Here is a 21,515-nt window from a genome sequence, read left to right as displayed (position 1 = left end):
CCTGTTAACGCCCACGGTAGAGAAGGGAACCCCTCTCACCGGCCACGGGCGGCAGGCTTCCGCCGTACGCTCGCGCGGGCCGGCGGGCATGCGGGAGGATGCCGGGGTGACTGACGAGGTGGACGGGCGGTTCGGCACGCCCCTGGTCGACGAGGCAGTGAAGAAGGCCGCCGTCGCCTGGGTGGGCGTCGCGGGCGGGCCGGCGCGGGCCCTGTGGTGCGTACCGTCGCCAGGGTCGCTCCTGGTCGTGAGCGGCCCCGGCGAGCAGGCCGCGCCCGGGCTCGCGGAGGCGGCCGAGGCGCAGGTGACGCTGCGCGGCGACCACGGCGGCCGGATCGTCACCTGGCCGGCCCGGGTGACCCGGCTGGCCCCGGGCACCGAGGAGTGGGCGACCGTCGCCCCGACGGTCGCCGCCAAGCGGCTCAACGCCCCCGGGGCCGCGGCCGACCTGGCGCAGCGGTGGGCCACCGACGGCTGCGCCCTGGTCCGGCTCACCCCGGCCGGCGAACCGGCCGCCGGCGACCGGCTGCCGGACGCCTCGCTGGCCGAGCCGCCCCGGGCGGCCCCGGTGGTCCGGGTCACCCGTCGACCGTTCCGGCTGCACCGCGTCCGCCGTCGCTGACCCGACCCCCCGCCGTGCGCGGGCCGGGCGTCGGGTCAGGCCGGTAGGGCGACCGGGCCCACCAGGTCGAGGACGTCGCTCAACGAGCCCAGCTCCGGCCCGTCCCAGGCCGGCTCGGCGTTGAACACCATGTGCCCGGCGAGGTCCGGGGCGGCCAGCCGCACCGCCGTCATGCCCGCCCGCCGCGCGCCGGTGAGCTCCTGGCTGCCGCCGTCGCCGACGTACAGGCAGTCGCCCGGGGCGAGCCCGAGCGGGCCGCACGCCGACAGGTAGAGCGCCGGGTCGGGCTTGCAGCGCCCGAGCTGCACCGAGAAGACCCGCACGTCGAGCAGCGGGGCCACGGCCAGCTGCGGCAGGAACTCCGGCAGCTCGTGGGTGCAGTCGCTGACCAGGCCGGTGCGTACGCCCGCCGCGCGCAGCGCCGTCAGCACGGGCACCGCGTCGGCGCGCAGCCGGGTGTCGGCGTGGACCGCCCGCCGCCGGGAGGCGACGGCCGCGCGCAGCGCGCTCTCCGGCGGGTGTACGCCCGCCTGCGCGCACACCCAGCGCAGGGTCGCCACGGCGTCGCCGAACCGCCCGCTGGCCCGCTGGTAGTAGCTGCGGTCGAGCACGTCGACGAGTGCGTCGACCGGGCAGCCGAGCAGCTCGGCGGTGGACCGGTGGGCCGTGCCGCGTTGCACGGAGCAGGTGAGCGTGCCGAAGAAGTCGAACAGCACCGCGCGAAAGACGGGCATGGGGAGGTGCCTCCGGGCGTCGAGGGGGAGGGCCGCCGGCAGGATGCGACGATCGTAGTCGAACGATGACGTTCTGTGGTGACGGATGGTCGGCGGAGGCTCGTGTGAGGATTGCTTCCCGTGCCCGTCCCTCACCATCACCGCCCGGTGGGTCCGCTGACCGGCGGGGTCCTCGCCCTGGCCGTCCTCGCGGTCTCGTCGTCCGCGCCGCTGGTCGCCTTCGCCGCCGCGCCCGCCCTGGCGATCGCCTTCTGGCGCAACCTGCTCGCGGTCGGCGTGCTGGGCCCGTTCGCGCTGGCCCGGCGGCGGGCGGAGTTCCGGGCGTTGACGCGGTCGGCGGGCGGCGGCGACGGGCCGGCGGACGGGCACGCACCGGCGGGCGTCGGCCGGCGCGAGGGCTGGTGGTGCGTGCTGTCGGGGGTGGCGCTGGCCGCCCACTTCGCCACCTGGATGCCGAGCGTCCAGCTCACCTCGGTCGCCGCCGCCGTCGCCCTGGTCGCCACCCAGCCGGTCTGGCAGGGGCTGATCGCCCGGGGCCAGGGCCGCCGGCTGCCGCCGGCCGTCTGGGTCGGCATCGCGGTGGCGGTCGGCGGCGCGGTGCTCGCCTCCGGGGCCGACTTCGCCGTCTCCGGCCGGGCCTTCGCCGGTGACCTGCTCGCGGTGGCCGGCGGCCTGTTCGCGGCGATCTACACCGCCCTCGGGGAACGGGCCCGGGCCACCGTCACCACCACCACCTACACCACCATCTGCTACGGGGTGTGCGCGCTGATCCTGCTGGTCGTCTGCCTGGTCGGCGGCGTGCCGCTGGGCGGCTACGACACCGGCACCTGGCTGGCGATCCTCGGCTTGGTGGCCGGGGCCCAGCTGCTCGGCCACTCGATGTTCAACTACGCGCTGCGGCGGGTCTCCGCGACCACGGTCAGCCTGCTGATCCTGCTGGAGGCACCCGGGGCGGCCCTGCTCGCCTGGGCCTGGCTCGGCCAGTTGCCCCGGGTCGGCGCGCTGCCGGGGCTCGCGCTGATCCTGGCCGGCGTCACGGTGGTGGTGCTCGGCGGGGCCCGCGCCGGCCGCCGCGCCGTTCCCGTCCCGCTGCCGGCCGACGCCGCGCCGCTGTCGGCCGGCCCCGGCCCGCTGCCCGGGTCCGCACCCGACCGATCGGCGTGACGCGTCCCTCCCCGCACGCCCCGAACTCGCCGGGGTGAGCCGTCACGGCTCGACGCCGACCGCCTTCGCGCTGGCCACCCAGAGCCGGGCGGCGAGCTGCGGGTCGGTGGCCTTGCCCAGCGGTCGGCGGGGCCGGCGGTCGGCGTAGTAGCCGCCGTCGACCAGCCGGGCCGGATCCTGGTTGGCCAGCCAGACCAGGGTCTCCGCGCCCTTCTCCGGGCTGCGGAACGGCATGATCCGCATGCCGAGGGCGACCAGCCGGCTGTCCGCGCCGAACCGGGTCCGCACCACGCCCGGGTGGAAGCAGTACGCCGGGATGTCCGGCCAGCGCCGGGCCGCCTCGCCGGTGAACAGGATGTTCGCCTGCTTGCTGGTGCCGTACGCGCGCATCGACCGGTAGCCGCGCAGGCTGCCGTTGAGGTCGTCGGGGTCGAGGACGCCGCTGCGGTGCGCGCCGGAGGCGGTCACCACCAGCCGGCCGACCCGGTCCCGCAGCAGGGTGCTGAGCAGGAACGGCGCGAGGTGGTTGGCCTGCATGGACAGCTCGAAACCGTCGACGGTGGTCACCGGGCGCAGCACGATCGCGCCGGCGTTGTTGGCCAGCACGTCGATCCGGTCGTACGCGGCGCGCAGCCGCTCGGCGAGCCCCCGCACGTCGTCGAGGACCGCGTAGTCGGCCCGGAACAGCTCGGGCCGCTCGCCGCTGGCCTCCCGCACCCGCTCGCCCGCGGCCTGGAGCCGGGCCGGGTCCCGCCCGACCAGCGCCACCCGGTCGCCCCGGCGGGCCAGCTCCACCGCGGCGGCCAGGCCGATGCCGGAGCTGGCGCCCGTCACCACCACGGTCCGCCGCCCCGTGAGATCCTCCACAGGCCCGTTCACCCCAGTCACGGCACGAGGTTACCGTGGCGTCACAAGCACCTTTGCGATCGTTCAGTCATCCGGTCGCCGAACAGGTGGCGTCGGCCTGCCCGCCGCGCCGTAAGGAGGCCCCATGACCGTCGCCGGTCGTCCCCGCCGGTCCTGCCTCGCCGTGCCGGGCTCCAGCGTCAAGATGCTCGGCAAGGCCCAGGGCCTCCCCGCCGACCAGGTCTTCCTCGACCTGGAGGACGCCGTCGCCCCGCTCGCCAAGCCGGACGCGCGCAAGAACGTCGTGGCGGCCCTCAACGAGGGCGACTGGGCCGGCAAGACCCGGGTGGTCCGGGTCAACGACCTCACGACCCCGTGGACGTACCGGGACGTGATCGACGTCGTGGAGGGGGCCGGCGCGCACCTCGACTGCGTCATGCTGCCCAAGGTGCAGGACGCCGCCCAGGTGCAGTGGCTGGACCTGACGCTCACCCAGTTGGAGAAGACCCTCGGCCTGCCGGTCGGCCGGATCGGCATCGAGGCGCAGATCGAGAACGCGGCCGGGCTGGTCAACGTCGACGCCATCGCCGCGGCCTCGCCCCGCGTCGAGACGATCATCTTCGGCCCGGCCGACTTCATGGCCTCGATCAACATGAGGTCGCTGGTGGTCGGCGGGCTTCTGCCGGACTACCCGGGCGACCCCTACCACTACATCCTGATGCGCATCCTGATGGCCGCCCGGATGCACGACCTCCAGGCCATCGACGGCCCGTTCCTCCAGATCCGGGACACGGACGCGTTCCGCGAGGTGGCGAAGCGCTCGGCCGCGCTGGGCTTCGACGGCAAGTGGGTGCTGCACCCCGGCCAGATCGACGCCGCCAACGAGGTCTACTCGCCGGCCCAGGCCGACTACGACCACGCCGAGTTGATCCTCGACGCCTACGAGCACTACACCTCGGAGGCCGGCGGCCGGCTCGGCGCGGTGATGCTCGGCGACGAGATGATCGACGAGGCGTCCCGCAAGATGGCCCTGGTGGTCGCCGCCAAGGGCCGGGCGGCCGGCCTGACCCGCACGTCGCGCTTCACGCCGCCCACCGGGTGAGCCGACGCCCCGTGAGCTGCGAGCCGGCGGGCGGCGGTGCCGCCCCGGGTGGGGCGGCACCGGGCCGTCAGTAGCCGTAGCCGGTTCCGCGGTCGCTGCTGGAGCTGCCCGTGCTGATGGCGATGATGATCAGCGCCACGTAGCCGAGGATCGCCAGCACCATCAGGCCGGTGAGGATCCAGCCGACGATGATGGCCGCCTTCGCCATCCCCTCGCCGCCCTCGCCCGTCTCGCGGATCTGCTTGCGGGCCACGTGCCCGAGGATCGCGCCGATCGGCGCGGTGATGCAGGAGCCGATGCCGACGAGGGAGAGCACCAGCGCCGCGATCGCCATCCCGTTGGTCCTCGGCGGCGGCGCGTACCCGTATCCCGGGTAGCCCGGGGCCGGGTGACCGGCCGGGGCGTAGCCGGGCACGGCGTAGGGGTCGGCGACCGGCGCGGCCTGCTCCATCTTCATCCCCGCGTACGGGTCGACCGGCGCGTTCGGGTCGCCGCCGGCCGGCGGCCCGCTCGCCGGCAGCGTCGGGTCGACCGGCGGCGTGGCCGGCTGGGACCAGGGGTCGCTCGGGCTGTCGGCCGGTGGGGGGTATGTCATGGGCTCTCTCCGCGTCTCGTCGAGGGTGCGCGGTCAGGGTAGCCAGGGCGACCCAAAACGCGGCACGTCACCGGGTGCCGCGTTGCCCGGAGCAGGGCGAACAGGCAGGATCGCGGCATGGCAATCGACGCGCGCGGCGCGGACCGCTCCGGCAGCCGATCTCGACGGGACGTGAGCCGCCCGGGGATGCCCCGGCGCAGCCGCCCCACCGCCGGGGCCGGCCCGGCCGACGAGGACGCCCCGGTGGCGCTGCCGGAGCCGGTCACCATGCGGCTCGACGGCCGGGTCGCCCTGGTCACGGGCGCGGGCAGCGCCGACGGCATCGGGTACGCCACCGCCCGCCGGCTGGCGGACCTGGGGGCCCGGGTGGCCATCGTCTCCACCACCCGGCGCATCCACGAGCGGGCCGGCGAGCTGGGGGTGACGGGTTTCGTCGCGGATCTCACCGACGAGTCGGAGGTCGGCGCGCTCGCCGACGCGGTGGCCGAGCAGCTCGGCGACGTCGAGGTGCTGGTGAACAACGCCGGCCTGGCGAGCCGGGCCAGCCCAGAGGTGCTGCGCCCGGTGGCCCAGCTCAGCTACGACGAGTGGCGCGGCGAGATCGACCGGAACCTGACCACGGCGTTCCTGTGCAGCCGGGCGTTCATCGGTGGGATGGCCGAGCGCGGCTGGGGCCGGATCGTCAACCTCGCGGCCACGGCCGGTCCGGTGAACGCCCTGCCCACCGAGGCGGCGTACGCGGCGGCGAAGGCGGGCGTGGTGGGGCTGACCCGGGCGCTGGCGATGGAGATGATCGCCGACGGGGTGACGGTGAACTCGGTGGCCCCGGGCACCATCCACACCGCCGCCTCCACCGTGGCGGAGATCCGGCAGGGCCTCGGCACGCCGGTGGGTCGCCCCGGCATTCCGGACGAGGTGGCCGCCGCGATCGCCTTCCTCTGCTCGCCGGCCGCGTCGTACATCACGGGGCAGATGCTGGTGGTCGACGGCGGCAACAGCGTCCGGGAGGCGCAGTTCCGCTGACCGCCCCGGGGCCCGGCCGGATCAGTTGTAGGAGCTGCCGTCCGTGGAGCCGCCCCAGAAGACCAGCCCGAGCCAGCCGCAGCAGGCGATCAGGCCGATGACGGTGAAGACGTAGCTGAGGATCAGGCCCCAGGTGGCGAGCTGGTCGCCGTCCTCGCCGGTGCGCCGGATCTGCCGCTTGGCCAGGTGGCCGAGCACGATGCCGGCGGGGGCGAAGACGAACGCGAAGACCAGCGACAGCACGGCGAGGACGTTGGTGCCCCGCCCCTGGCCGGCAGGCGGCGGATACTGGCCCTGCCCCGGCGGCGGGCCGTACTGCCCGTAGCCCGGGGGCGGGGCCCCGTACTGGGCGGGCGGCGGTGGCTCGTACGGCGACGGCGGTTCGTGCTGGCCTGGCGGCGGCGGGGGCTCGTACGGGGATGGCGGTTCGTCCGGCTCGCGCGGTGGATAACTCATCCGGCACCTTCCGCTACCCGTCGTGACCTGGCCTATTGCGGACGCTACCCGCAGCGGTGAACCTTTTCACAGCGGTTGGGTGGACCGGCCGCCTTGGCCCCGCCGGCCCGGCGGGCCGATACTTACCGAACGTTCAGTTACCCGCGAGTAGTGCACTCGTGGGTGACGTGTCGACGAGCGACGTGCCGATTCCCCCGGAGGCTGAGATGGCCAGACTCGCCCAGACGCCCGGCCTGACCGACGTGCAGCGGTCGATCCTGGAGACCGTCCGGGAGTTCGTCGACAAGGAGATCATCCCGCACGCCCAGCGGCTGGAGCACGCCGACGAGTACCCCACGGACATCCTCGACGGGATGCGCGAGCTGGGGCTGTTCGGCCTCACCATCGCCGAGGAACACGGCGGGCTCGGCGAGTCCCTGCTGACGTACGCCCTGGTGGTCGAGGAGCTGTCCCGGGGCTGGATGTCGATCTCCGGCATCGTCAACACCCACTTCATCGTGGCGTACCTGATCTCGCAGCACGGCTCCGCCGAGCAGCGGGCCCGGCTGCTGCCGAGGATGGCCACCGGGGAGGTGCGTGGGGCGTTCTCGATGTCGGAGCCCGAGTGCGGCTCGGACGTCTCGGCGATCAGGTCGAAGGCGGTCCGCGACGGCGACACCTACGTCCTCGACGGCCAGAAGATGTGGCTGACCAACGGGGCGTACTCCTCGGTGGTGGCCACCCTGGTCAGGACCGACGCCGGGGCCGACTCGGTCTACGGCAACATGAGCACCTTCCTGCTGGAGAAGGAGCCCGGCTTCGGCGAGACCGCGCCCGGCCTCACCATCCCCGGCAAGATCGACAAAATGGGCTACAAGGGCGTCGAGACCACCGAGATGATCCTCGACGGCGTCACCGTCCCCGCCTCCGCCGTGCTCGGCGGGGAGGATCGGGTCGGCCGGGGCTTCTACCAGATGATGGACGGCATCGAGGTCGGCCGGGTCAACGTGGCCGCCCGCGCCTGCGGCATCTCCATCCGTGCCTTCGAGCTGGCGGTCGCGTACGCCCAGCAGCGCCGGACGTTCGGCCAGCCGCTCGCGCAGCACCAGGCGATCGCGTTCAAGCTCGCCGAGATGGGCACGAAGATCGAGGCCGCGCACGCCCTCATGGTCAACGCCGCCCGGCTCAAGGACGCCGGCCAGCGCAACGACGTCGAGGCCGGCATGGCCAAGCTGCTGGCCTCCGAATACTGCGCCGAGGTCGTCCAGGAGGCGTTCCGCATCCACGGCGGCTACGGCTACTCGAAGGAGTACGAGATCGAGCGGCTGATGCGGGAGGCCCCGTTCCTGCTCATCGGCGAGGGCACCTCGGAGATCCAGAAGACCATCATCTCCCGCGGCCTGCTGCGCGACTACCGCCTCTGACGGTGCAAGGAAGGGCCCCCTGTTAACGCATTCTGCATAGGAAGGGCCCCCTGCAAACCCGCCGGCAGGCGGCGCGCCGGCGGGGCGGCAGGGAGCGCGCCGGCGGGTGGCCGTCAGCCGAGGCGGGTCAGGTCCCCGGCGGCCCGCTCGATGATCAGGCAGCGGTCCTCGACGTAGTCGACGCCGGCCTCCTCGGCGATCCGCCGCGCCTCGGGCGAGACGATCCCGAGCTGCAACCACACCGCGGGCGCGCCGATCGCCACCGCCTCGCGCACCACCCCGACGGCGTCCCGCGCCGGCCGGAACACGTCCACCAGGTCCACCGGGTGCGGGATGTCAGCCAGCGACGCGTAGGCCCGCTCGCCGAACAGTTCGTCGACCGTCGGGTTGACCGGGATGATCCGCCAGCCGTACCGCTGCATCTGCGCCGGCACCCGGTGCGCGGCCTTGCCGGGGTCGCGGGACGCGCCCACGACGGCGATCACGGCGGAGTCGGCGAGGATCTGCTGGGCGCTGCGCATCCCGCGACTCTAGCCCGCCGCGCGGGTCAGAGCAGGGTGAGCTGCTCGGCCGGCGGCGGGCCCGGCTCGGCTGCCGGCCGCCGACCCTCGCCCACCCCGGCGCGGGGCAGGCCATGCCGCCGGGCGGCGATGCGCACCCGGGCGGCCACCTCCCGCTGGTACGCCTGCGGCGCGTACGCGCCCGCCCGGTAGAGCTCGCGGTAGCGGGGGACGAGGTGCGGGTGCTCCCGGCCGAGCCAGCGCGCGTACCACTCGCGGGCGCCGGGGCGCAGGTGCAGGACCAGCGGCGTCACGCTGGCCGCCCCGGCGGCGGCGACGGCCGACACGGTGGCGTCGATCGACGCGTCGTCGTCGCAGAGGCCGGGCAGGACGGGGGCCATCAGCACGCCGACGGAGAAGCCGGCGTCGGTCAGCGCCCGGACGGCTGCCAGTCGGCGGCGGGGGCTCGGGGCGCCGGGCTCCACCGCCCGCCACAGCGCCTCGTCGAGGAACCCCACCGAGTACGCCAGGCCGACCCGGGTCACCTCGGCGGCCCGGCGCAGCAGGGGCAGGTCCCGCAGCAGGAGGGTGCCCTTGGTCAGGATCGAGAACGGGTTCGCGAAGTCGCGCAGCGCCGCGATGATCTGCGGCATGAGCTGGTATTTCCCCTCGGCGCGCTGATAGCAGTCCACGTTGGTGCCCATCGCCACGGGCGCGCCGCGCCACCCCGGCGCGGCCAGCTCCCGGCGCAGCAGCTCGCCCGCGTTGACCTTGACGATCACCTGCCGGTCGAAGTCGGCCCCGGCGTCGAGGTCGAGGTAGGTGTGCGTGTTGCGGGCGAGGCAGTAGACGCAGGCATGCGAGCAGCCCCGGTAGGGGTTGACCGTCCACTCGAAGGGGACGCGGGACGTGCCCGGCACCCGATTGATGATCGACTTCGCCCGCACCTCGTGGAAGGTCATCCCGGCGAAGCCGGGCGTGTCGAAGGTGCGGATGGCCGCGCCGGGCAGCGCCAGCGGCAGGGGTGGAGCCGCCGGCGCTGCCCGCTCGGAACCGGCCTCGTCCGGGGGAGCGGAGAGGCTGTCCCAGCGCATGCACCCCATTCGAACACGCGTACGAACGAAGTGCAAGTGACGTGCCGGACACCGGCGTACGGCCGGCGGGGCGTCGGGGGGAGGATGAGGGCATGGAGAGGTCGACCTTCGTCTTCGACGGCGACTGCGCGTTCTGCACGAAGTGCGCGGAGTTCATCGAGCGCCGCATCCCGACCCGCGCGCGGGTGCTGCCCTGGCAGTTCGCCGACCTCGACGCGCTGGGTCTGACGGCGGCCGAGTGCGCCGACGCGGTGCAGTGGGTCGGCGCGGACGGCTCAAGGGCCGCCGGGCCGGACGCGATCGCGCGGCTGCTCGGCGACAGCGGTCCCCTGTGGCGGGTCGCCGGGGCCGGGCTGCGGTTCCCGCCCGTCCGCCTGGCCGCCTGGCCGGTGTACCGCTGGGTGGCCCGCAACCGGCACCGGCTGCCGGGCGGCACGGCCGCCTGCGCCGTGCCCTCGGCCCCGCGGGACTGACCCGCACCACGCCCGGACCAAGCCCTCGCCACGTTCACGCCACGCCCGGACCAAGCCCTCGCCCCGCCGGCACCACGCGCGCGACGCGCCCCGCCCCGCACCACGCCCGCGGCGCGGCGAGCGGCCGTTCCCCGCGGGAACGCCCAACGGGCCTATGGCTGGTGCAGCGGCGCGGGGCGGCGGCCGTCGCCCGTGGCCGCCCAGGGCTGGTCGTCGAGCTGGCCGGGCCGCCCCGCCGGCCCGTCCCGGCGCGGCCGTCCCCGTGGTCCGCCCCGGCCGAGCCGGCGCAGCCAGACGACCGGACGCACCCGTTCCAGCGGCAGGAAGCTGGCCATGGCCACCAGGTGCGGGGCGAACGAGATGGTGATGGTCGCCATGGTGACCAGGTGGAACGAGTAGAAGAAGCCGACCGTGGCCAGCCGCCAGCGGGGCGGCAGCACGAAGACCACCGGGCTGAGCAGCTCGAAGGCGAGGATGCCGAACTGCGCCACGAGCAGCAGGTGCGGCACGCCGGCGATCAGGTCGGCCAGGTCGGTGCCGCGCCGGATGATCGCCTTGGCGAGCACGGAGCCGGTGGCCCAGTCGAGGCCCCCGAACCGGAACTTCGCGAAGGCGGCCAGGAAGTAGGTGCAGATCACCGCGATCTGGGTGACCCGCAGCGCCCAGCCGCCGGCCTCGGTGCGGGTCGGGTCGCCGTGCCGGGCCCGGCCGGCGGTGGGCAGCGCGGCGAGCGCGACGAGCAGGCCGAACCGGTCGTGGTCGACCTTGCCGTAGCTCATCGCGATGATCATCCACTCCAGGTAGAGCGCGAAGACCGACCAGCCGAGCAGGCGGTGGGCCCGCCCGGTCGCGGCGAGCAGGGCGAGGGCCAGCAGCGCCCAGAAGATCGCGCCTACCAGCGCCGGGGTGGGGGTCGGCAACGGGAGCACCCGCCCGACGAGCAGTGGCTGATAGAGGTCGCCGGGCACGCTCGCGCGGGCGCGCACCCAGGGGGTGAAGAAGACCAGGTCGGCGGCGACGAAGAGGTAGACCAGGGTGCGGAAGGCGGCCACCCGGCCCCGGGGGACCGCCTCGGTGAGCCAGCCGATCACCCGTCCGCCCGCCAGCTCACCACGGTCTCGTCGGTCCAGCGCCCGGTCGGCCGGGCGTCGGCGATGCCGTACCAGCGGATCACGATGCGCACCTCGACCAGCGCGGCGGCGTCGGGGTGGCGTTCGGCGTACGCGTCGGCGACCCGGCGCAGCCGGGCCGGTTCCTCGACGTACCGGCTCTGCTGGCCCTCGATCTCGGCCCGGCGGATGCCGGTGGCCTCCTGGCCCAGGTCGACCAGGGCCCCGGTGCGGTCGACGCCCTCGACGCGGGTGTCGGGGGCGGCGGCGTCCGGCGGGTCGGACGTGGAGTACATCCGGAACGGCCCGAACGGGAAGTCGTCGTCGGTGCCCCAGGCGGTGCCGGCGAGCAGCACGACGAGGCCGAGCGCGGTGGCGGCCAGTCGGGCCCCCCGGCCCCGGCGGGTCAGCGTTTCCATCGGTTTCCGACGCTACGGGATGAAGGGCGCCCTTCGGGTCCCTCCGTCGGGTGGCCCGCCCCAACCGTACCGGTGACGCCCCGCCGGACGGCGGCCCTGCTGACGCGGCGGCGGCCGGGCCCCGGTGGGGGCCCGGCCGCCGGCCGGCGCGGGCTCGGTGAGCGCCCGGCGCTCAGTGCTTGTGCTCGGCCAGCTTCTTGCGGACGTCGTCCATGTCGAGGGCCTGGACCTGCTCGATGAGGTTCTCCAGGGCCGACTCGGGCAGCGCCCCCGGCTGGGCGAAGACGATCACGCCGTCCCGGATCGCCATGATCGTCGGGATCGAGCGGATGTCGAACTTCGCGCCGAGCTCCTGCTGGGCCTCGGTGTCGACCTTGCCGAAGACGATGTCGGGGTGCTTGTCGGAGGAGCGCTCGTAGACCGGGGCGAACCGCTTGCACGGGCCGCACCACTCCGCCCAGAAGTCGACGAGGACGATGCCGTCGCCGCCCGCCACCTCGTCGAAGTTCGTCGTGGTCAGCTCAACGGTTGCCATGTGGACTCTCCGATCACCGCGGAATCACGTACGCCTGCTGGAACCAGGACGGGACCCGGCGCATTCCCGGGCGTCCGCCCCCGAAACCCGGCGGGGCCGGGATCGGGGTGCCAGCGTATCGATTCTCATCTGTTGCCGGCCTCCTTGCTGCATGCACATGCATGACGCATTTGCGTGACGGGACGTGATGGGAGCGTTTCCACAGGTGGGGGGCCCGATTGCTGATCAACTTCGATGATCTGATGCCTGACTAGCGACGATTCGACCTGCGGTGATCGCTCCCACACTTCATGATCGTTACTCTTCGTATTGTTACGAAACGATAAATGTGACCCCGGTCTCTGTTGACCGGGGCGCGCGGTGGGGCAGAATCTTCCCCATCAGAGCGTGGGCGGCGGGTGCCGGGGAGGGCCCCGCCGCTCATTGCGTCTCCCCCCGGGAGCGCGGCCGGTGTGACATTTCCTCGGCCGCCGGCGGCCCCCGGCCTCGCCTTAACCCTCGATAAGGCATGCTGGCCCGAACTCCGTCGCCCGCCCGTGAAGGGGACCCCGATGCAGTTCGGCCGCTACTACGAGGAGTTCGAGGTCGGCGCGGTCTACCGGCACTGGCCGGGCAAGACCGTCACCGAGTACGACGACCACCTCTTCTGCCTGCTCACCATGAACCACCACCCCCTGCACCTCGACGCGCACTACGCCGGGTCGGCGAGCCAGTTCGGCCGCAACGTGGTGGTCGGCAACTACGTCTACTCCCTGCTGCTCGGCCTGTCCGTGCCCGACGTCAGCGGCAAGGCCATCGCGAACCTGGAGGTCGAGTCGCTGCGGCACGTCGCACCGACCTTCCACGGCGACACCATCTACGGCGAGACCACCGTCCTGGACAAGCGCGAGTCCTCCTCGAAGCCCGACCGGGGCGTCGTGTCGGTCGAGACCCGCGGCTACAAGCAGGACGGCACCATGGTCTGCGTCTTCCGCCGCCGGATGATGGTCCCCAAGCAGGCGTACGCCGCCGCGACCGTGCCCGAGGGCGTCGACCCGGAGCGGCCGAGCTTCCCCGAGCCGCGCTGACCCCGTTCGTCCGCCGGCGGTCCGCGCCGCGCGGTTGCGGGAAGGGCCCCGACCGGCCGTACGGGGTCATATGCTGGCGCCGGAGGTGCCCATGAGCCACTCCGTCGCCGGAGAGCCGTCCTCTGCCGGCCGCCGCGCCGCACCGCTGACCACCGCCGCCTACTCCGCCGCCGAGTGGGACCTGCTGACCGGCCTGCCCGGCCGGGTGCTCGTGGCCGCCGCCGAGCCCGCCCCCGGCGGCCCGCCCCGGGGCGTCGCCGCCGGGCTGGCCGGCCTCGACGCCGTGGCCGCCGGGCGGGCCTCCGACAGCGACCTGGTGCGTGCCGTGGTCGCCGCCATCTACGCCCGGCACGACGGGGCGGCCCCCGAGGACCGGCTCACCGACCTGGTCGACGTGCTGGCCGCCTGCCGGGCCACGGTCCGGGTGCTGCGCCGGCGGGCCGACCCCGCCGACTCCGCCGCGTACCGGCAGTGGGTGCAGTCGGTCGCGGCCCGGGTCCGCCGGGCCACCGCCGGGGCCCCGGCGGGCGGGCCCGCGACCCCGGCCGACCGGCGGTTCCTGGACCGGCTGGGCGGGGCCCTCGACCTGGGCTGAACCCGAGCGACCCGACGAGTGGCCCCGGCGCACCCGGCGGCGCGGGGCGGCTGGGAGGTCCGTACCCTCTCCAGATCGTGACCGGTGATCAGCCTGAGGTCGGCGTGGGGCCGTGGACCGGCGACCCCCCGGACGACCCGCGCTACGACCCGGAGCTGCTCGCCGAGGGCGACCGGCGCAACGTCGTGGACCGGTACCGGTACTGGCGGCGGGAGGCCGTGGTGGCCGACCTCGACCGGCGTCGGCACGACTTCCACGTGGCGATCGAGAACTGGCAGCACGACCTCAACATCGGCACCGTGGTCCGCAACGCCAACGCCTTCCTGGCGGCCGAGGTGCACATCGTGGGGCGGCGGCGGTGGAACCGGCGGGGCGCCATGGTCACCGACCGGTACCAGCACGTCCGGCACCACGAGACGATCGGGGAGTTCGCCGCCTGGGCGGCGGACCGGGGCCTGCCGGTGGTCGGCATCGACAACCTGCCCGGCTCCCGGCCGTTGGAGACGACGAGCCTGCCCCGCCGCTGCGCGCTGCTGTTCGGCCAGGAGGGGCCGGGGCTGTCCGAGGCCGCCCGGTCGGCCTGCGACCAGCTCTTCTCCATCGCCCAGTACGGCTCGACCCGGTCGATCAACGCCGGGGTGGCCAGCGGCATCGCCATGCACGCCTGGATCCGGGCCCACGCCGGCCCGCCGCCCGCCTGACGTCCGCCGCGCCGTGCCCTGCCGCGGCCCGCCCGCCGCATCCCACCGCGCCGTGCCCCGCCGCGGCCCGCCCTGCCGCGTCCCACCGCGCCCCGTCCGCGTGTTCGCGCCGCCATGTCGGCGACATGGCGGTGTCCCGGGCTCCCGGACCACCCAGTGTCGGCGACATGGCGGGGCCGGTCCTCCCCGGACCGGGGCCGGCCGGCGGGTGGCGACGCGCCGGGGGATTCGGCCGCTCCACTTGACTGTGGGCCGAGCCGGGGTGACGGTGGAAACGTGAGTGTCGCGGTGAGTTGCCCCAGGTGTGGTGGATCCGTCCGGGAGCCGGACCTGATGCACACGGAGTGGCGCTGCGCGCGCTGCGGTCCCGTGCCGCCGCTGCACGTGCCGGAGCACATCGGAGCGGAGATCGTGGCCAGCGTCGTGGGCCGGGTCGCCGCCGCCGGTCCCGCCGACGGCCCCGCCACGCCGGTCTGGTGCCCGTGGCCGCTGCCGCCCGGCTGGACCCTCACCGGCGTGGCGTACGCCGGGGACGAGCGCGCCGGGGTGCGGGCCACCGCCGTGGCCTTCGCCGGGCCCGAGCCGCTCGGCGGCGGCCCCGCCGACCTGGTGTTCGTGGCGGAGGAGCCGGGCGTCGGGCTGGGCACCCGGTTCGCCGGCATGGCCGGCCCCGACCCGGGTCCGCAACTCGCCGAGGCGCTGGACGATCCCGGCCCCGGGCATCCGGGGCATGTCGGGCAGGCCAGGATCCGTGTCGCCGGCCACCCGACTCCACTGTGGCTCGTGAATTCTCCGACGGATCGAAGCGCGTACGCCGGCGAGGCTCGGGGATTGTGGCTTCATGCGATAGCCTGGCCGGCGAGCGCGGGACATCTGCTCGCCGAGGACGTGGAGTTGCACGACCTCACAGAGTGGACGCCGTCCGAGCTCGTGTACGGCGCTCCGTCTCCGTACCTGCACGGGAAGGCCTGACGAGCCGAGAGGCTTGGCGAGTCTGCCCGTTCTGTCGGAGAGCGGACGCAGAGATTCACTGTACGACACCTAACTGATACTCTGGGTGCCGCTGCGGTAAATGGACCCGGCGCCGCGCGAGAGGATGGCCCGCCATGGTCAAGAAGGTCCTCACCTGGGCCGGTATCGCATTCTTGATCTTCTTTGTTGCGTACCGGCCAAATTCCGCCGCAGACGTCTTCAAGTCGATCGGCGGCGGCATCATGGACATCGCCCAGGGGTTCGGCGACTTCTTCACCAGCCTCATCGCCTAACCGCCGATGGGCAGCCCCTCCGGTCCGCCTTTCGACCCCGACGACCCCGACCGGGAGCGCCGGGACCGAGACACGGAGCCGATCCCCAGGGTCAGGCCCGACGACATTCCGGGCCCAGGCCCGGGGCCGGGCTTCGCCGACGGTCCGCCATTCTCCGACGACGCCGGCTACGGCGACGGTCCCTTCGGCGGCCAGGCGCGTTCCGGCCGGGCCTGGGTCCGTGACCCGGAGGCCGACTACCAGCCGCCGCAGATCTCCGAAGAGGAGCTCGCCGGGCTGCGGGTCGACGCCTCCGGCATGCCGCTCGGCCCCCGCCGGGTCCTGCCGCTGGAGGACGAGCCGAGCTCGCTGGTGGCGCGCTACCTCTTCCCCACCGAGCGCTACCGGGGCGAGTGGAAGCGGCACTGGATCCACCTGACCACGCCGATCCTGGTGGGCATCGGGGCGACCTTCGTCCTCGGCTACCTCTCCGGCTTCCTCGCCGGGCGGGACGTGGGCGCGCTGACCACCATCGCGGTGCTGCTCTGGTTTGCCGTGATGGGCTGGGTGGCCTGGAAGGTCGCCGACTGGTGGTACGACCGGTTCATCCTGACCAACAAGCGGGTCATGGTGGTCAACGGCATCGTCACCCGCAAGGTGGCGATGATGCCCCTCGCCCGGGTCACCGACATGAAATACGAGCAGAGTCCCACCGGCCGCGCCCTCAACTACGGCACGTTCGTGCTGGAGTCCGCCGGCCAGGACCAGGCGCTCCGCGAGATCAAGAATCTACCCAACCCGAACGAGCTCTACCTGCGCGTCGTCGAGGAGATGTACGAGCCGCAGGCGGTCGAAGCCCGGCTGGGCAAGGAGGCGGACGAGGCCAAGGCCGACGACGGGGCGTGAAACTTTCCGTCCGAACATCGGAGGAACGCCGCACCTTTCGCCGTCGCCCGGTCCGCCCCGGGCATGACAACCTGCCATGCAGGCACGGGGGTGCGGGAGGTGAGCGGTGGCCGCGAAAGACCCGCTGGAGGAGGAGTTCCGCGAGTTCGTCGCGGCCCGCTCCGGGGCGCTGCTGCGCACCGCGTACCTGCTGACCGGCGACTGGGCCACGGCCGAGGACCTGCTCCAGACCGCGCTGACCAAGACCTACCTCGCCTGCAAGCGGCTCGGCGGCATCGAGGCGATCGAGCCGTACGCGCGTCGCGTCATGGTCAACACGTCGACGAGCTGGTGGCGGCGGCGCTGGCACGGTGAGCGGCCGACCGAGGTGCTGCCCGAACGCGCCGGGGTCGACGAGATCGAGCAGCAGCTCGACCGGGACGTGCTGTGGCGGCAGCTCAGGGCGCTGCCCAGCCGGCAGCGGGCGGTGCTGGTGCTGCGCTTCTACGAGGACATGTCGGAGGCCCAGACCGCCGCGCTGCTGGAGATCTCCCCGGGCACCGTGAAGAGCCAGACCTCCCGGGCGCTGGCCACCCTGCGCCGACGGCTGGGCGCGCAGGCCGCCCTCGACCTGACCGACGCCGCAGCGGAGCCGCAGCCCGCCGGGCGGACGGGCAACCGGCCCGACCCCCGGACGCGGCCCGCCGCCGCCCGCTCCCGGCCCGCCCGGCAGGCCGACCCCGCCGCCCGCCCCGCCCCGGCGGCCCCGCCCCGTCCCGCCCCCGCGGCGGTGCCCGCCGTGCCGCGCCCCACCCGGGCCGGGACGCCCGCCGAGCCCGCCCCGGCCGGCCCCGGCCACCGGCCCGCCCCGGCCGGCGGCGCGCCGCTCCCGGTGGCCGTCGAGGCCGTCGTCGCGCCGCTCGGGGCGCCGGCCGAGGCCGTCGGCGCGGAGCGGAGGTGAGCGGGGTGACCGGTCCCGGTGACAACCGGACGCCCGTTCCCGCGCGTCCAACAGTCGTGACGGCGGACGAGTTGGAGCGCGCCCTCCGGGAGACCTTCTCCCGGCAGGCCGCCGCGCCGCTGCCGGGCACCGTCGACCCGGCCGGCCTGGCCATCCGGCGGGCCACCCGGGTCCGCCGCCGCCGGGTCCTCACCGGCACCGCCCTGGCGGGCGTGGCCACGGTGCTGGTGAGCGTCGGCATGGTGCAGCTCAGTCCGCAGTCCGGCCAGTCCACCCCGCCGACCGTGGTGCTCGGCGACCCGCGCGGCTCCTCCTGGCCGGTGCCGGAACCGGTGTCGAGCCCGTCGGCCGGATCGCCCCGACCGGCCCTCGGGCCGGCCGGCGGCGCGGTGGACCTGATCGTCGACGGCACCCTCTACACCGCCGGGAACACGAACATCACCCTCGGGGTCGTCGCCGCCGACCGGGCGCAGCGCGTAGCGGACAAGGGCGGCTGGCTGGTGGTGGGCGCCCCCACCGTCGCCGGCCGGGCCCTGCTGTCCGTGCACCCCGACGGCAGCACCCGGGTGCTGCTGGCGGGCGCGGAGGCGATCGCCGTCGCCCCCGACGGCGGCCAGGTCGCCTGGCGCGACGGCGACCGGATCTCCCTCGCCGGGATCGTCGCCGACCGGCTCGTCGCCGTCGCCGGCACGACGGCGACCGGCGCGGCCGTGCCGGTCGGCTTCGCCGGCAACTCCGTTCTGGTACGCCGCGACCCGGCCCGACCCGGTTACGCGCTCTGGCATCCGGCCACCGGCGGGCTCGCCACCGACGGCTGGCGCGACGTCCTCGCCGTCCACGGGGCGCTGCCGGACGGCCGGCTCGTCGGCCTGGTCCCCGCCGGCACGCCCCGACGCCCCTGCCTGGCGCTGCTCGACCCCGCCCGGGCGCTGGCGACGATCCGCACGGCCTGCGGGCCGACCCTCAGCGCCGACGGGCTCGGCGGGGTCTCCGCCGACGGCCGCTGGCTGCTGTTGAACGGCCGCACCGGCTCGCCCGACGGCACCGGGGCGCTCCTGGTCGACCTCGCCACCCTCGGCGGCACCCCGGTCGCCCGCCCTGCCGGCCCGACGCTGGCCGGGGCGGTGTGCTGGACGCCGGCCGGCGCCGCCTGGTATGTGGCCGCCCGGGGCGGGCTGGTGCCGGTGCGGCCCGACCGCGTGGTCGCCGGGGAGCCGGCCGTCGCCAGCCCGGTGACCGGCGTCGAGCCGGCCGACCGGCCGGTCGTCGTCACCGACCCCGCACCGTGACGGGCAGCCGGCACCGATCCGGCACTCCGACCTGCCGTGGGCGTCGACCCGCCGCTCTGACCTGCCGTGGGCGTCGACCCCGCACCCTGACCTGCCGTCGGCACCGGTAGCGTCGGACGATGACCCCGCCCCCGGTGCCGGCCGCCGCCCGGATCGACCTGCACACCCACTCGACGGCCAGCGACGGCACCCTCACCCCGACCGAGCTGGTCCGGGCCGCCGCCGACGCCGGCCTGGACGTCGTGGCGATCACCGACCACGACACCACCGCCGGGTGGGCGTCCGCCGTGGCCGCGCTGCCCCCCGGCCTCACCCTGGTCCGGGGCGCGGAGCTCTCCTGCCGGTGGCACGGGGCCGACCCGCCGGTGGCGCTGCACCTGCTCGCGTACCTCTTCGACCCGGACGAGCCGGAGCTGGGCGCGGAGCTGGCCCGGGTGCGGGCCGCCCGCGAGGCGCGCGGCGAGCGCATCGTCGCGCTGCTGCGCGCCGACGGCGTCGAGCTGAGCTGGCCGGAGATCCTCGCCGGGGCGGCCGGCGGGACGGTGGGCCGCCCGCACATCGCCCAGGCCCTCATCCGCGCCGGGCTGGTGGCCACCACCACCGAGGCGTTCGGGCCGGACTGGCTGGGCGAGCGGTACCGGCTGCCCAAGGACGACATCGACGTGTTCCGGGCGGTCCGGCTGGTGCGCGCCGCGGGCGGCGTGCCCGTCTTCGCCCACCCCCGGGCGAGCCGGCGCGGCCGAATCGTGCCCGACGAGCTGATCGTCGCGCTGGCGGCGGCCGGGCTCGCCGGCCTGGAGGCCGACCACGAGGACCATTCCCCGGCCGAGCGGGCGCACGTGCGGGCGCTCGCCGCCGAGCTGGGCCTCTTCGTCACCGGCTCGTCGGACTTCCACGGCACGCACAAGACCGTCCGGCTCGGCGCGTTCACCACCTCGCCCGAGGCGTACGGGCGGATCGTGGCCGGGGCCACCGGCGTGACCCCGGTCGCTTCGGCCTGATCCGCCTCCACCTGCGCGGCTACCCTCTCCGGGTGGATCTGAAGCTCTTCGGTGAGGTCTTCGTGACCCTGCTGGTCATCGTCGACCCGCCGGGCATGATGCCGATCTTCCTCGCGCTCACCGGCCCCCTGTCCGCCCGGGACCGCAACCGGGCCGCCTGGCAGGCGGTGGCCCTGGCGCTCGGGGTGATCGTGGTCTTCGCCGTGGCCGGGCAGACGTTGCTGGCGTACCTGCACGTCGACCTGCCGGCGCTCCAGGCGGCCGGCGGGCTGCTGCTGATCCTCGTCGCCCTGGAGCTGCTGACCGGCAAGGCGGACGACCCCACCCAGCAGGCCACCTCGAACATCGCCCTGGTGCCGCTGGGCACCCCGCTGCTGGCCGGGCCGGGCGCGATCGTGGCGACCATGCTCTTCGTCCAGCAGGCCGACCGGGCGCTCGACTACGGCGCCATCGCCGCGGCCATCGTGGCGGTGATGCTCACCGTCTGGGTGGTGCTGCGCTTCTCCGGCGGGATCGTCAAGATCCTGCGGCCGGGCGGGATCGAGGTGCTCACCCGGATCGCCGGCCTGCTGCTCGCCGCGATCGCGGTGCAGCTCATCGCCGACGCCATCGCGGCCTTCGTCACCCAGTACGCAAACGCGGCCTGAGCGGCGCCACCGTGGGCGTGGCCGATCCGGCGGCGCGACCCGCCGGCCGGGTCGGGCCGGCTGTCGTATCCGGGTGGCAGGATCGCGGGGTGCGACCAGCCTCCTCATCCGGCCGCCCCGCCGGCCGACCCGCCGCCGGGTCGGGCCGGGCCCCGCGCCCCCGCGCCGGCCAGCCCGCCCAGTCCCGCCGGGCCGCCGAGCCCGAGCAGCTCGGCTTCGACGGCATGCCGGAGCGGCTGTTCGTGTGCACCCCCAGCAAGCTCGGGGCGTACGCGGACTGCCCCCGCCGCTACCGCTACTCGTACGTGGACCGGCCCGCGCCGCCGAAGGGCCCGCCGTGGGCCCACAACTCGCTGGGCGCGAGCGTGCACAACGCCCTGAAGAACTGGTATGCCCTGCCCGTCGGCCGTCGCCGCCCGGAGGCACTGGCCGGGCTGCTGCGGGGCACCTGGGTGCGCGACGGGTTCCGCGACGACGAGCAGGAGCGCGACGCGTACCGGCGGGCGCTGGCCTGGCTGGAGTCCTACGTCGAGACGCTGGACCCGCAGGCCGACCCGGTCGGCGTCGAGCGGGTGGTGGCGGTCAGGACGGCGGTGCTGGCGTTCAACGGGCGCGCCGACCGGATCGACCTGCGCACCGGCGCGAGCGGGCCGGAGTTGGTCATCGTCGACTACAAGACCGGCCGCACGGGGCTGGACGCCGACGACGCGCGCGGCTCGCAGGCGCTGGCCCTCTACGCGTACGCCGCCGAGCGGGTGTTCCGCCGGCCGTGCCGCCGGGTCGAGCTGCACCACCTGCCCACCGGCACGATCGCGGCCCACGAGCACACCACCGAGTCGCTGGCCCGGCAGGTCACCCGCGCCGAGGAGACGGCGCGGGACATCATGGCCGCCGAGCGGGCCGTCGCCGACGGGTCCGACCCGGACGACGCCTTCCCGGCCGAGCCGGGGCCGCGCTGCGGCTGGTGCGACTACCGCCGCACCTGCCCGGCGGGCGCGCAGACGCCGGGCAAGGACCCCTGGGCGGCCATGGACCGCCGGGACTGACCCC

The 21,515-nt window shown here is 75.0% G+C and carries 26 protein-coding genes; 17 read left to right on the top strand and 9 right to left on the bottom strand.

Going from position 1 to position 21,515, the window contains the following annotated elements; all coding sequences use genetic code 11:
- The first annotated feature begins 88 nt into the window (after positions 1 to 88).
- Positions 89 to 622 carry a hypothetical protein gene (locus tag HDA31_RS25545; protein ID WP_178063268.1) on the top strand — a complete coding sequence of 178 codons (534 nt, stop codon included), beginning with the start codon at positions 89 to 91 and terminating at the stop codon, positions 620 to 622.
- A gap of 35 nt (positions 623 to 657) precedes the next feature.
- Here HDA31_RS25545 and HDA31_RS25540 read toward each other — a convergent pair whose 3' ends face one another.
- Positions 658 to 1,356, bottom strand: coding sequence for an HAD family hydrolase (locus HDA31_RS25540; RefSeq protein WP_178063269.1), 699 nt, complete (start codon positions 1,354 to 1,356; stop codon positions 658 to 660).
- Positions 1,357 to 1,503: 147 nt separating this feature from the next.
- On the opposite strand from HDA31_RS25540, the gene HDA31_RS25535 reads away from it, so the two are divergent.
- Positions 1,504 to 2,520, top strand: coding sequence for a DMT family transporter (locus HDA31_RS25535; protein WP_376701412.1), 1,017 nt, complete (start codon positions 1,504 to 1,506; stop codon positions 2,518 to 2,520).
- 42 nt (positions 2,521 to 2,562) lie between these two features.
- Here the strand turns inward: HDA31_RS25535 and HDA31_RS25530 are convergent, their stop codons facing one another.
- Positions 2,563 to 3,387, bottom strand: coding sequence for an SDR family NAD(P)-dependent oxidoreductase (locus HDA31_RS25530; protein ID WP_178063271.1), 825 nt, complete (start codon positions 3,385 to 3,387; stop codon positions 2,563 to 2,565).
- Between the two features lie 124 nt (positions 3,388 to 3,511).
- Here HDA31_RS25530 and HDA31_RS25525 point away from each other — a divergent pair, with 124 nt between their 5' ends.
- Positions 3,512 to 4,468 (top strand): HpcH/HpaI aldolase/citrate lyase family protein, encoded by a 957-nt coding sequence (locus HDA31_RS25525; protein WP_178063272.1) that lies wholly within the window; start codon positions 3,512 to 3,514, stop codon positions 4,466 to 4,468.
- 67 nt (positions 4,469 to 4,535) lie between these two features.
- Here HDA31_RS25525 and HDA31_RS25520 read toward each other — a convergent pair whose 3' ends face one another.
- On the bottom strand, positions 4,536 to 5,063 hold the full coding sequence (locus tag HDA31_RS25520; protein ID WP_178063273.1) for a DUF4190 domain-containing protein: 528 nt from the start codon (positions 5,061 to 5,063) through the stop codon (positions 4,536 to 4,538).
- Between the two features lie 186 nt (positions 5,064 to 5,249).
- On the opposite strand from HDA31_RS25520, the gene HDA31_RS25515 reads away from it, so the two are divergent.
- Positions 5,250 to 6,086 (top strand): SDR family NAD(P)-dependent oxidoreductase, encoded by an 837-nt coding sequence (locus tag HDA31_RS25515; protein ID WP_376701469.1) that lies wholly within the window; start codon positions 5,250 to 5,252, stop codon positions 6,084 to 6,086.
- A gap of 21 nt (positions 6,087 to 6,107) precedes the next feature.
- Here HDA31_RS25515 and HDA31_RS32630 read toward each other — a convergent pair whose 3' ends face one another.
- Positions 6,108 to 6,542 (bottom strand): DUF4190 domain-containing protein, encoded by a 435-nt coding sequence (locus tag HDA31_RS32630; RefSeq protein WP_246384364.1) that lies wholly within the window; start codon positions 6,540 to 6,542, stop codon positions 6,108 to 6,110.
- A 206-nt stretch (positions 6,543 to 6,748) separates the two neighbouring features.
- Between HDA31_RS32630 and HDA31_RS25505 the strand changes: the two genes are divergently transcribed.
- A complete protein-coding gene (locus tag HDA31_RS25505) occupies positions 6,749 to 7,945 on the top strand; it encodes an acyl-CoA dehydrogenase family protein (protein WP_178063275.1) in 1,197 nt (398 codons plus the stop codon).
- Between the two features lie 113 nt (positions 7,946 to 8,058).
- On the opposite strand, the gene HDA31_RS25500 is transcribed toward HDA31_RS25505, so the two are convergent.
- Positions 8,059 to 8,466 (bottom strand): CoA-binding protein, encoded by a 408-nt coding sequence (locus HDA31_RS25500; RefSeq protein WP_178063276.1) that lies wholly within the window; start codon positions 8,464 to 8,466, stop codon positions 8,059 to 8,061.
- Positions 8,467 to 8,492: 26 nt separating this feature from the next.
- Positions 8,493 to 9,539: an Rv2578c family radical SAM protein gene (locus tag HDA31_RS25495; RefSeq protein WP_178063277.1), complete on the bottom strand. Its 1,047-nt coding sequence runs from the start codon at positions 9,537 to 9,539 to the stop codon at positions 8,493 to 8,495.
- A 92-nt stretch (positions 9,540 to 9,631) separates the two neighbouring features.
- On the opposite strand from HDA31_RS25495, the gene HDA31_RS25490 reads away from it, so the two are divergent.
- Positions 9,632 to 10,012 carry a thiol-disulfide oxidoreductase DCC family protein gene (locus HDA31_RS25490; protein WP_074477063.1) on the top strand — a complete coding sequence of 127 codons (381 nt, stop codon included), beginning with the start codon at positions 9,632 to 9,634 and terminating at the stop codon, positions 10,010 to 10,012.
- 152 nt (positions 10,013 to 10,164) lie between these two features.
- On the opposite strand, the gene HDA31_RS25485 is transcribed toward HDA31_RS25490, so the two are convergent.
- The 3 genes from HDA31_RS25485 to trxA all read right to left on the bottom strand — a co-directional run bounded on the left by HDA31_RS25485 (position 10,165) and on the right by trxA (position 12,075).
- Complete coding sequence (locus HDA31_RS25485; RefSeq protein ID WP_246384365.1) at positions 10,165 to 11,103, bottom strand: MFS transporter permease; 939 nt, start codon at positions 11,101 to 11,103, stop codon at positions 10,165 to 10,167.
- The gene (locus HDA31_RS25480) at positions 11,100 to 11,540 is read right to left on the bottom strand and encodes a hypothetical protein (RefSeq protein WP_178063278.1); all 441 of its coding nucleotides are present in this window, start codon (positions 11,538 to 11,540) and stop codon (positions 11,100 to 11,102) included. Before HDA31_RS25480 ends, HDA31_RS25485 begins: the two co-directional genes overlap by 4 nt.
- A 172-nt stretch (positions 11,541 to 11,712) precedes the next feature.
- The gene (gene trxA / locus HDA31_RS25475; protein ID WP_074477065.1) at positions 11,713 to 12,075 is read right to left on the bottom strand and encodes a thioredoxin; all 363 of its coding nucleotides are present in this window, start codon (positions 12,073 to 12,075) and stop codon (positions 11,713 to 11,715) included.
- Positions 12,076 to 12,626: 551 nt separating this feature from the next.
- Between trxA and HDA31_RS25470 the strand changes: the two genes are divergently transcribed.
- The 11 genes from HDA31_RS25470 to HDA31_RS25420 all read left to right on the top strand — a co-directional run bounded on the left by HDA31_RS25470 (position 12,627) and on the right by HDA31_RS25420 (position 21,511).
- Entirely contained in the window at positions 12,627 to 13,142 is a 516-nt protein-coding gene (locus tag HDA31_RS25470; protein WP_178063279.1) for a MaoC family dehydratase, read from the top strand.
- A 91-nt stretch (positions 13,143 to 13,233) separates the two neighbouring features.
- Positions 13,234 to 13,737 (top strand): hypothetical protein, encoded by a 504-nt coding sequence (locus HDA31_RS25465; RefSeq protein ID WP_178063280.1) that lies wholly within the window; start codon positions 13,234 to 13,236, stop codon positions 13,735 to 13,737.
- Between the two features lie 77 nt (positions 13,738 to 13,814).
- Complete coding sequence (locus HDA31_RS25460) at positions 13,815 to 14,438, top strand: TrmH family RNA methyltransferase (RefSeq protein WP_178063281.1); 624 nt, start codon at positions 13,815 to 13,817, stop codon at positions 14,436 to 14,438.
- A 276-nt stretch (positions 14,439 to 14,714) separates the two neighbouring features.
- On the top strand, positions 14,715 to 15,410 hold the full coding sequence (locus tag HDA31_RS25455) for a DUF6758 family protein (protein ID WP_311774373.1): 696 nt from the start codon (positions 14,715 to 14,717) through the stop codon (positions 15,408 to 15,410).
- Positions 15,411 to 15,544: 134 nt separating this feature from the next.
- Positions 15,545 to 15,703, top strand: coding sequence for a hypothetical protein (locus HDA31_RS25450; protein WP_165878125.1), 159 nt, complete (start codon positions 15,545 to 15,547; stop codon positions 15,701 to 15,703).
- 6 nt (positions 15,704 to 15,709) lie between these two features.
- A complete protein-coding gene (locus tag HDA31_RS25445; protein ID WP_178063282.1) occupies positions 15,710 to 16,588 on the top strand; it encodes a PH domain-containing protein in 879 nt (292 codons plus the stop codon).
- Positions 16,589 to 16,694: 106 nt separating this feature from the next.
- Entirely contained in the window at positions 16,695 to 17,528 is an 834-nt protein-coding gene (locus HDA31_RS25440; protein ID WP_178063283.1) for a SigE family RNA polymerase sigma factor, read from the top strand.
- 5 nt (positions 17,529 to 17,533) lie between these two features.
- Complete coding sequence (locus HDA31_RS25435) at positions 17,534 to 18,817, top strand: hypothetical protein (protein ID WP_246384368.1); 1,284 nt, start codon at positions 17,534 to 17,536, stop codon at positions 18,815 to 18,817.
- Positions 18,818 to 18,936: 119 nt separating this feature from the next.
- The gene (locus HDA31_RS25430; RefSeq protein WP_178063284.1) at positions 18,937 to 19,818 is read left to right on the top strand and encodes a PHP domain-containing protein; all 882 of its coding nucleotides are present in this window, start codon (positions 18,937 to 18,939) and stop codon (positions 19,816 to 19,818) included.
- Between the two features lie 32 nt (positions 19,819 to 19,850).
- Positions 19,851 to 20,465, top strand: a complete 615-nt coding sequence (locus HDA31_RS25425) for a MarC family protein (protein WP_178063285.1) — start codon at positions 19,851 to 19,853, stop codon at positions 20,463 to 20,465.
- Between the two features lie 224 nt (positions 20,466 to 20,689).
- Entirely contained in the window at positions 20,690 to 21,511 is an 822-nt protein-coding gene (locus HDA31_RS25420; protein ID WP_178067092.1) for a RecB family exonuclease, read from the top strand.
- Positions 21,512 to 21,515 lie beyond the last annotated feature (4 nt).

The organism is Micromonospora carbonacea (assembly GCF_014205165.1).
Taxonomy (GTDB): Bacteria; Actinomycetota; Actinomycetes; order Mycobacteriales; family Micromonosporaceae; genus Micromonospora; species Micromonospora carbonacea.
This window is presented reverse-complemented; position numbering and strand designations above follow the sequence as displayed.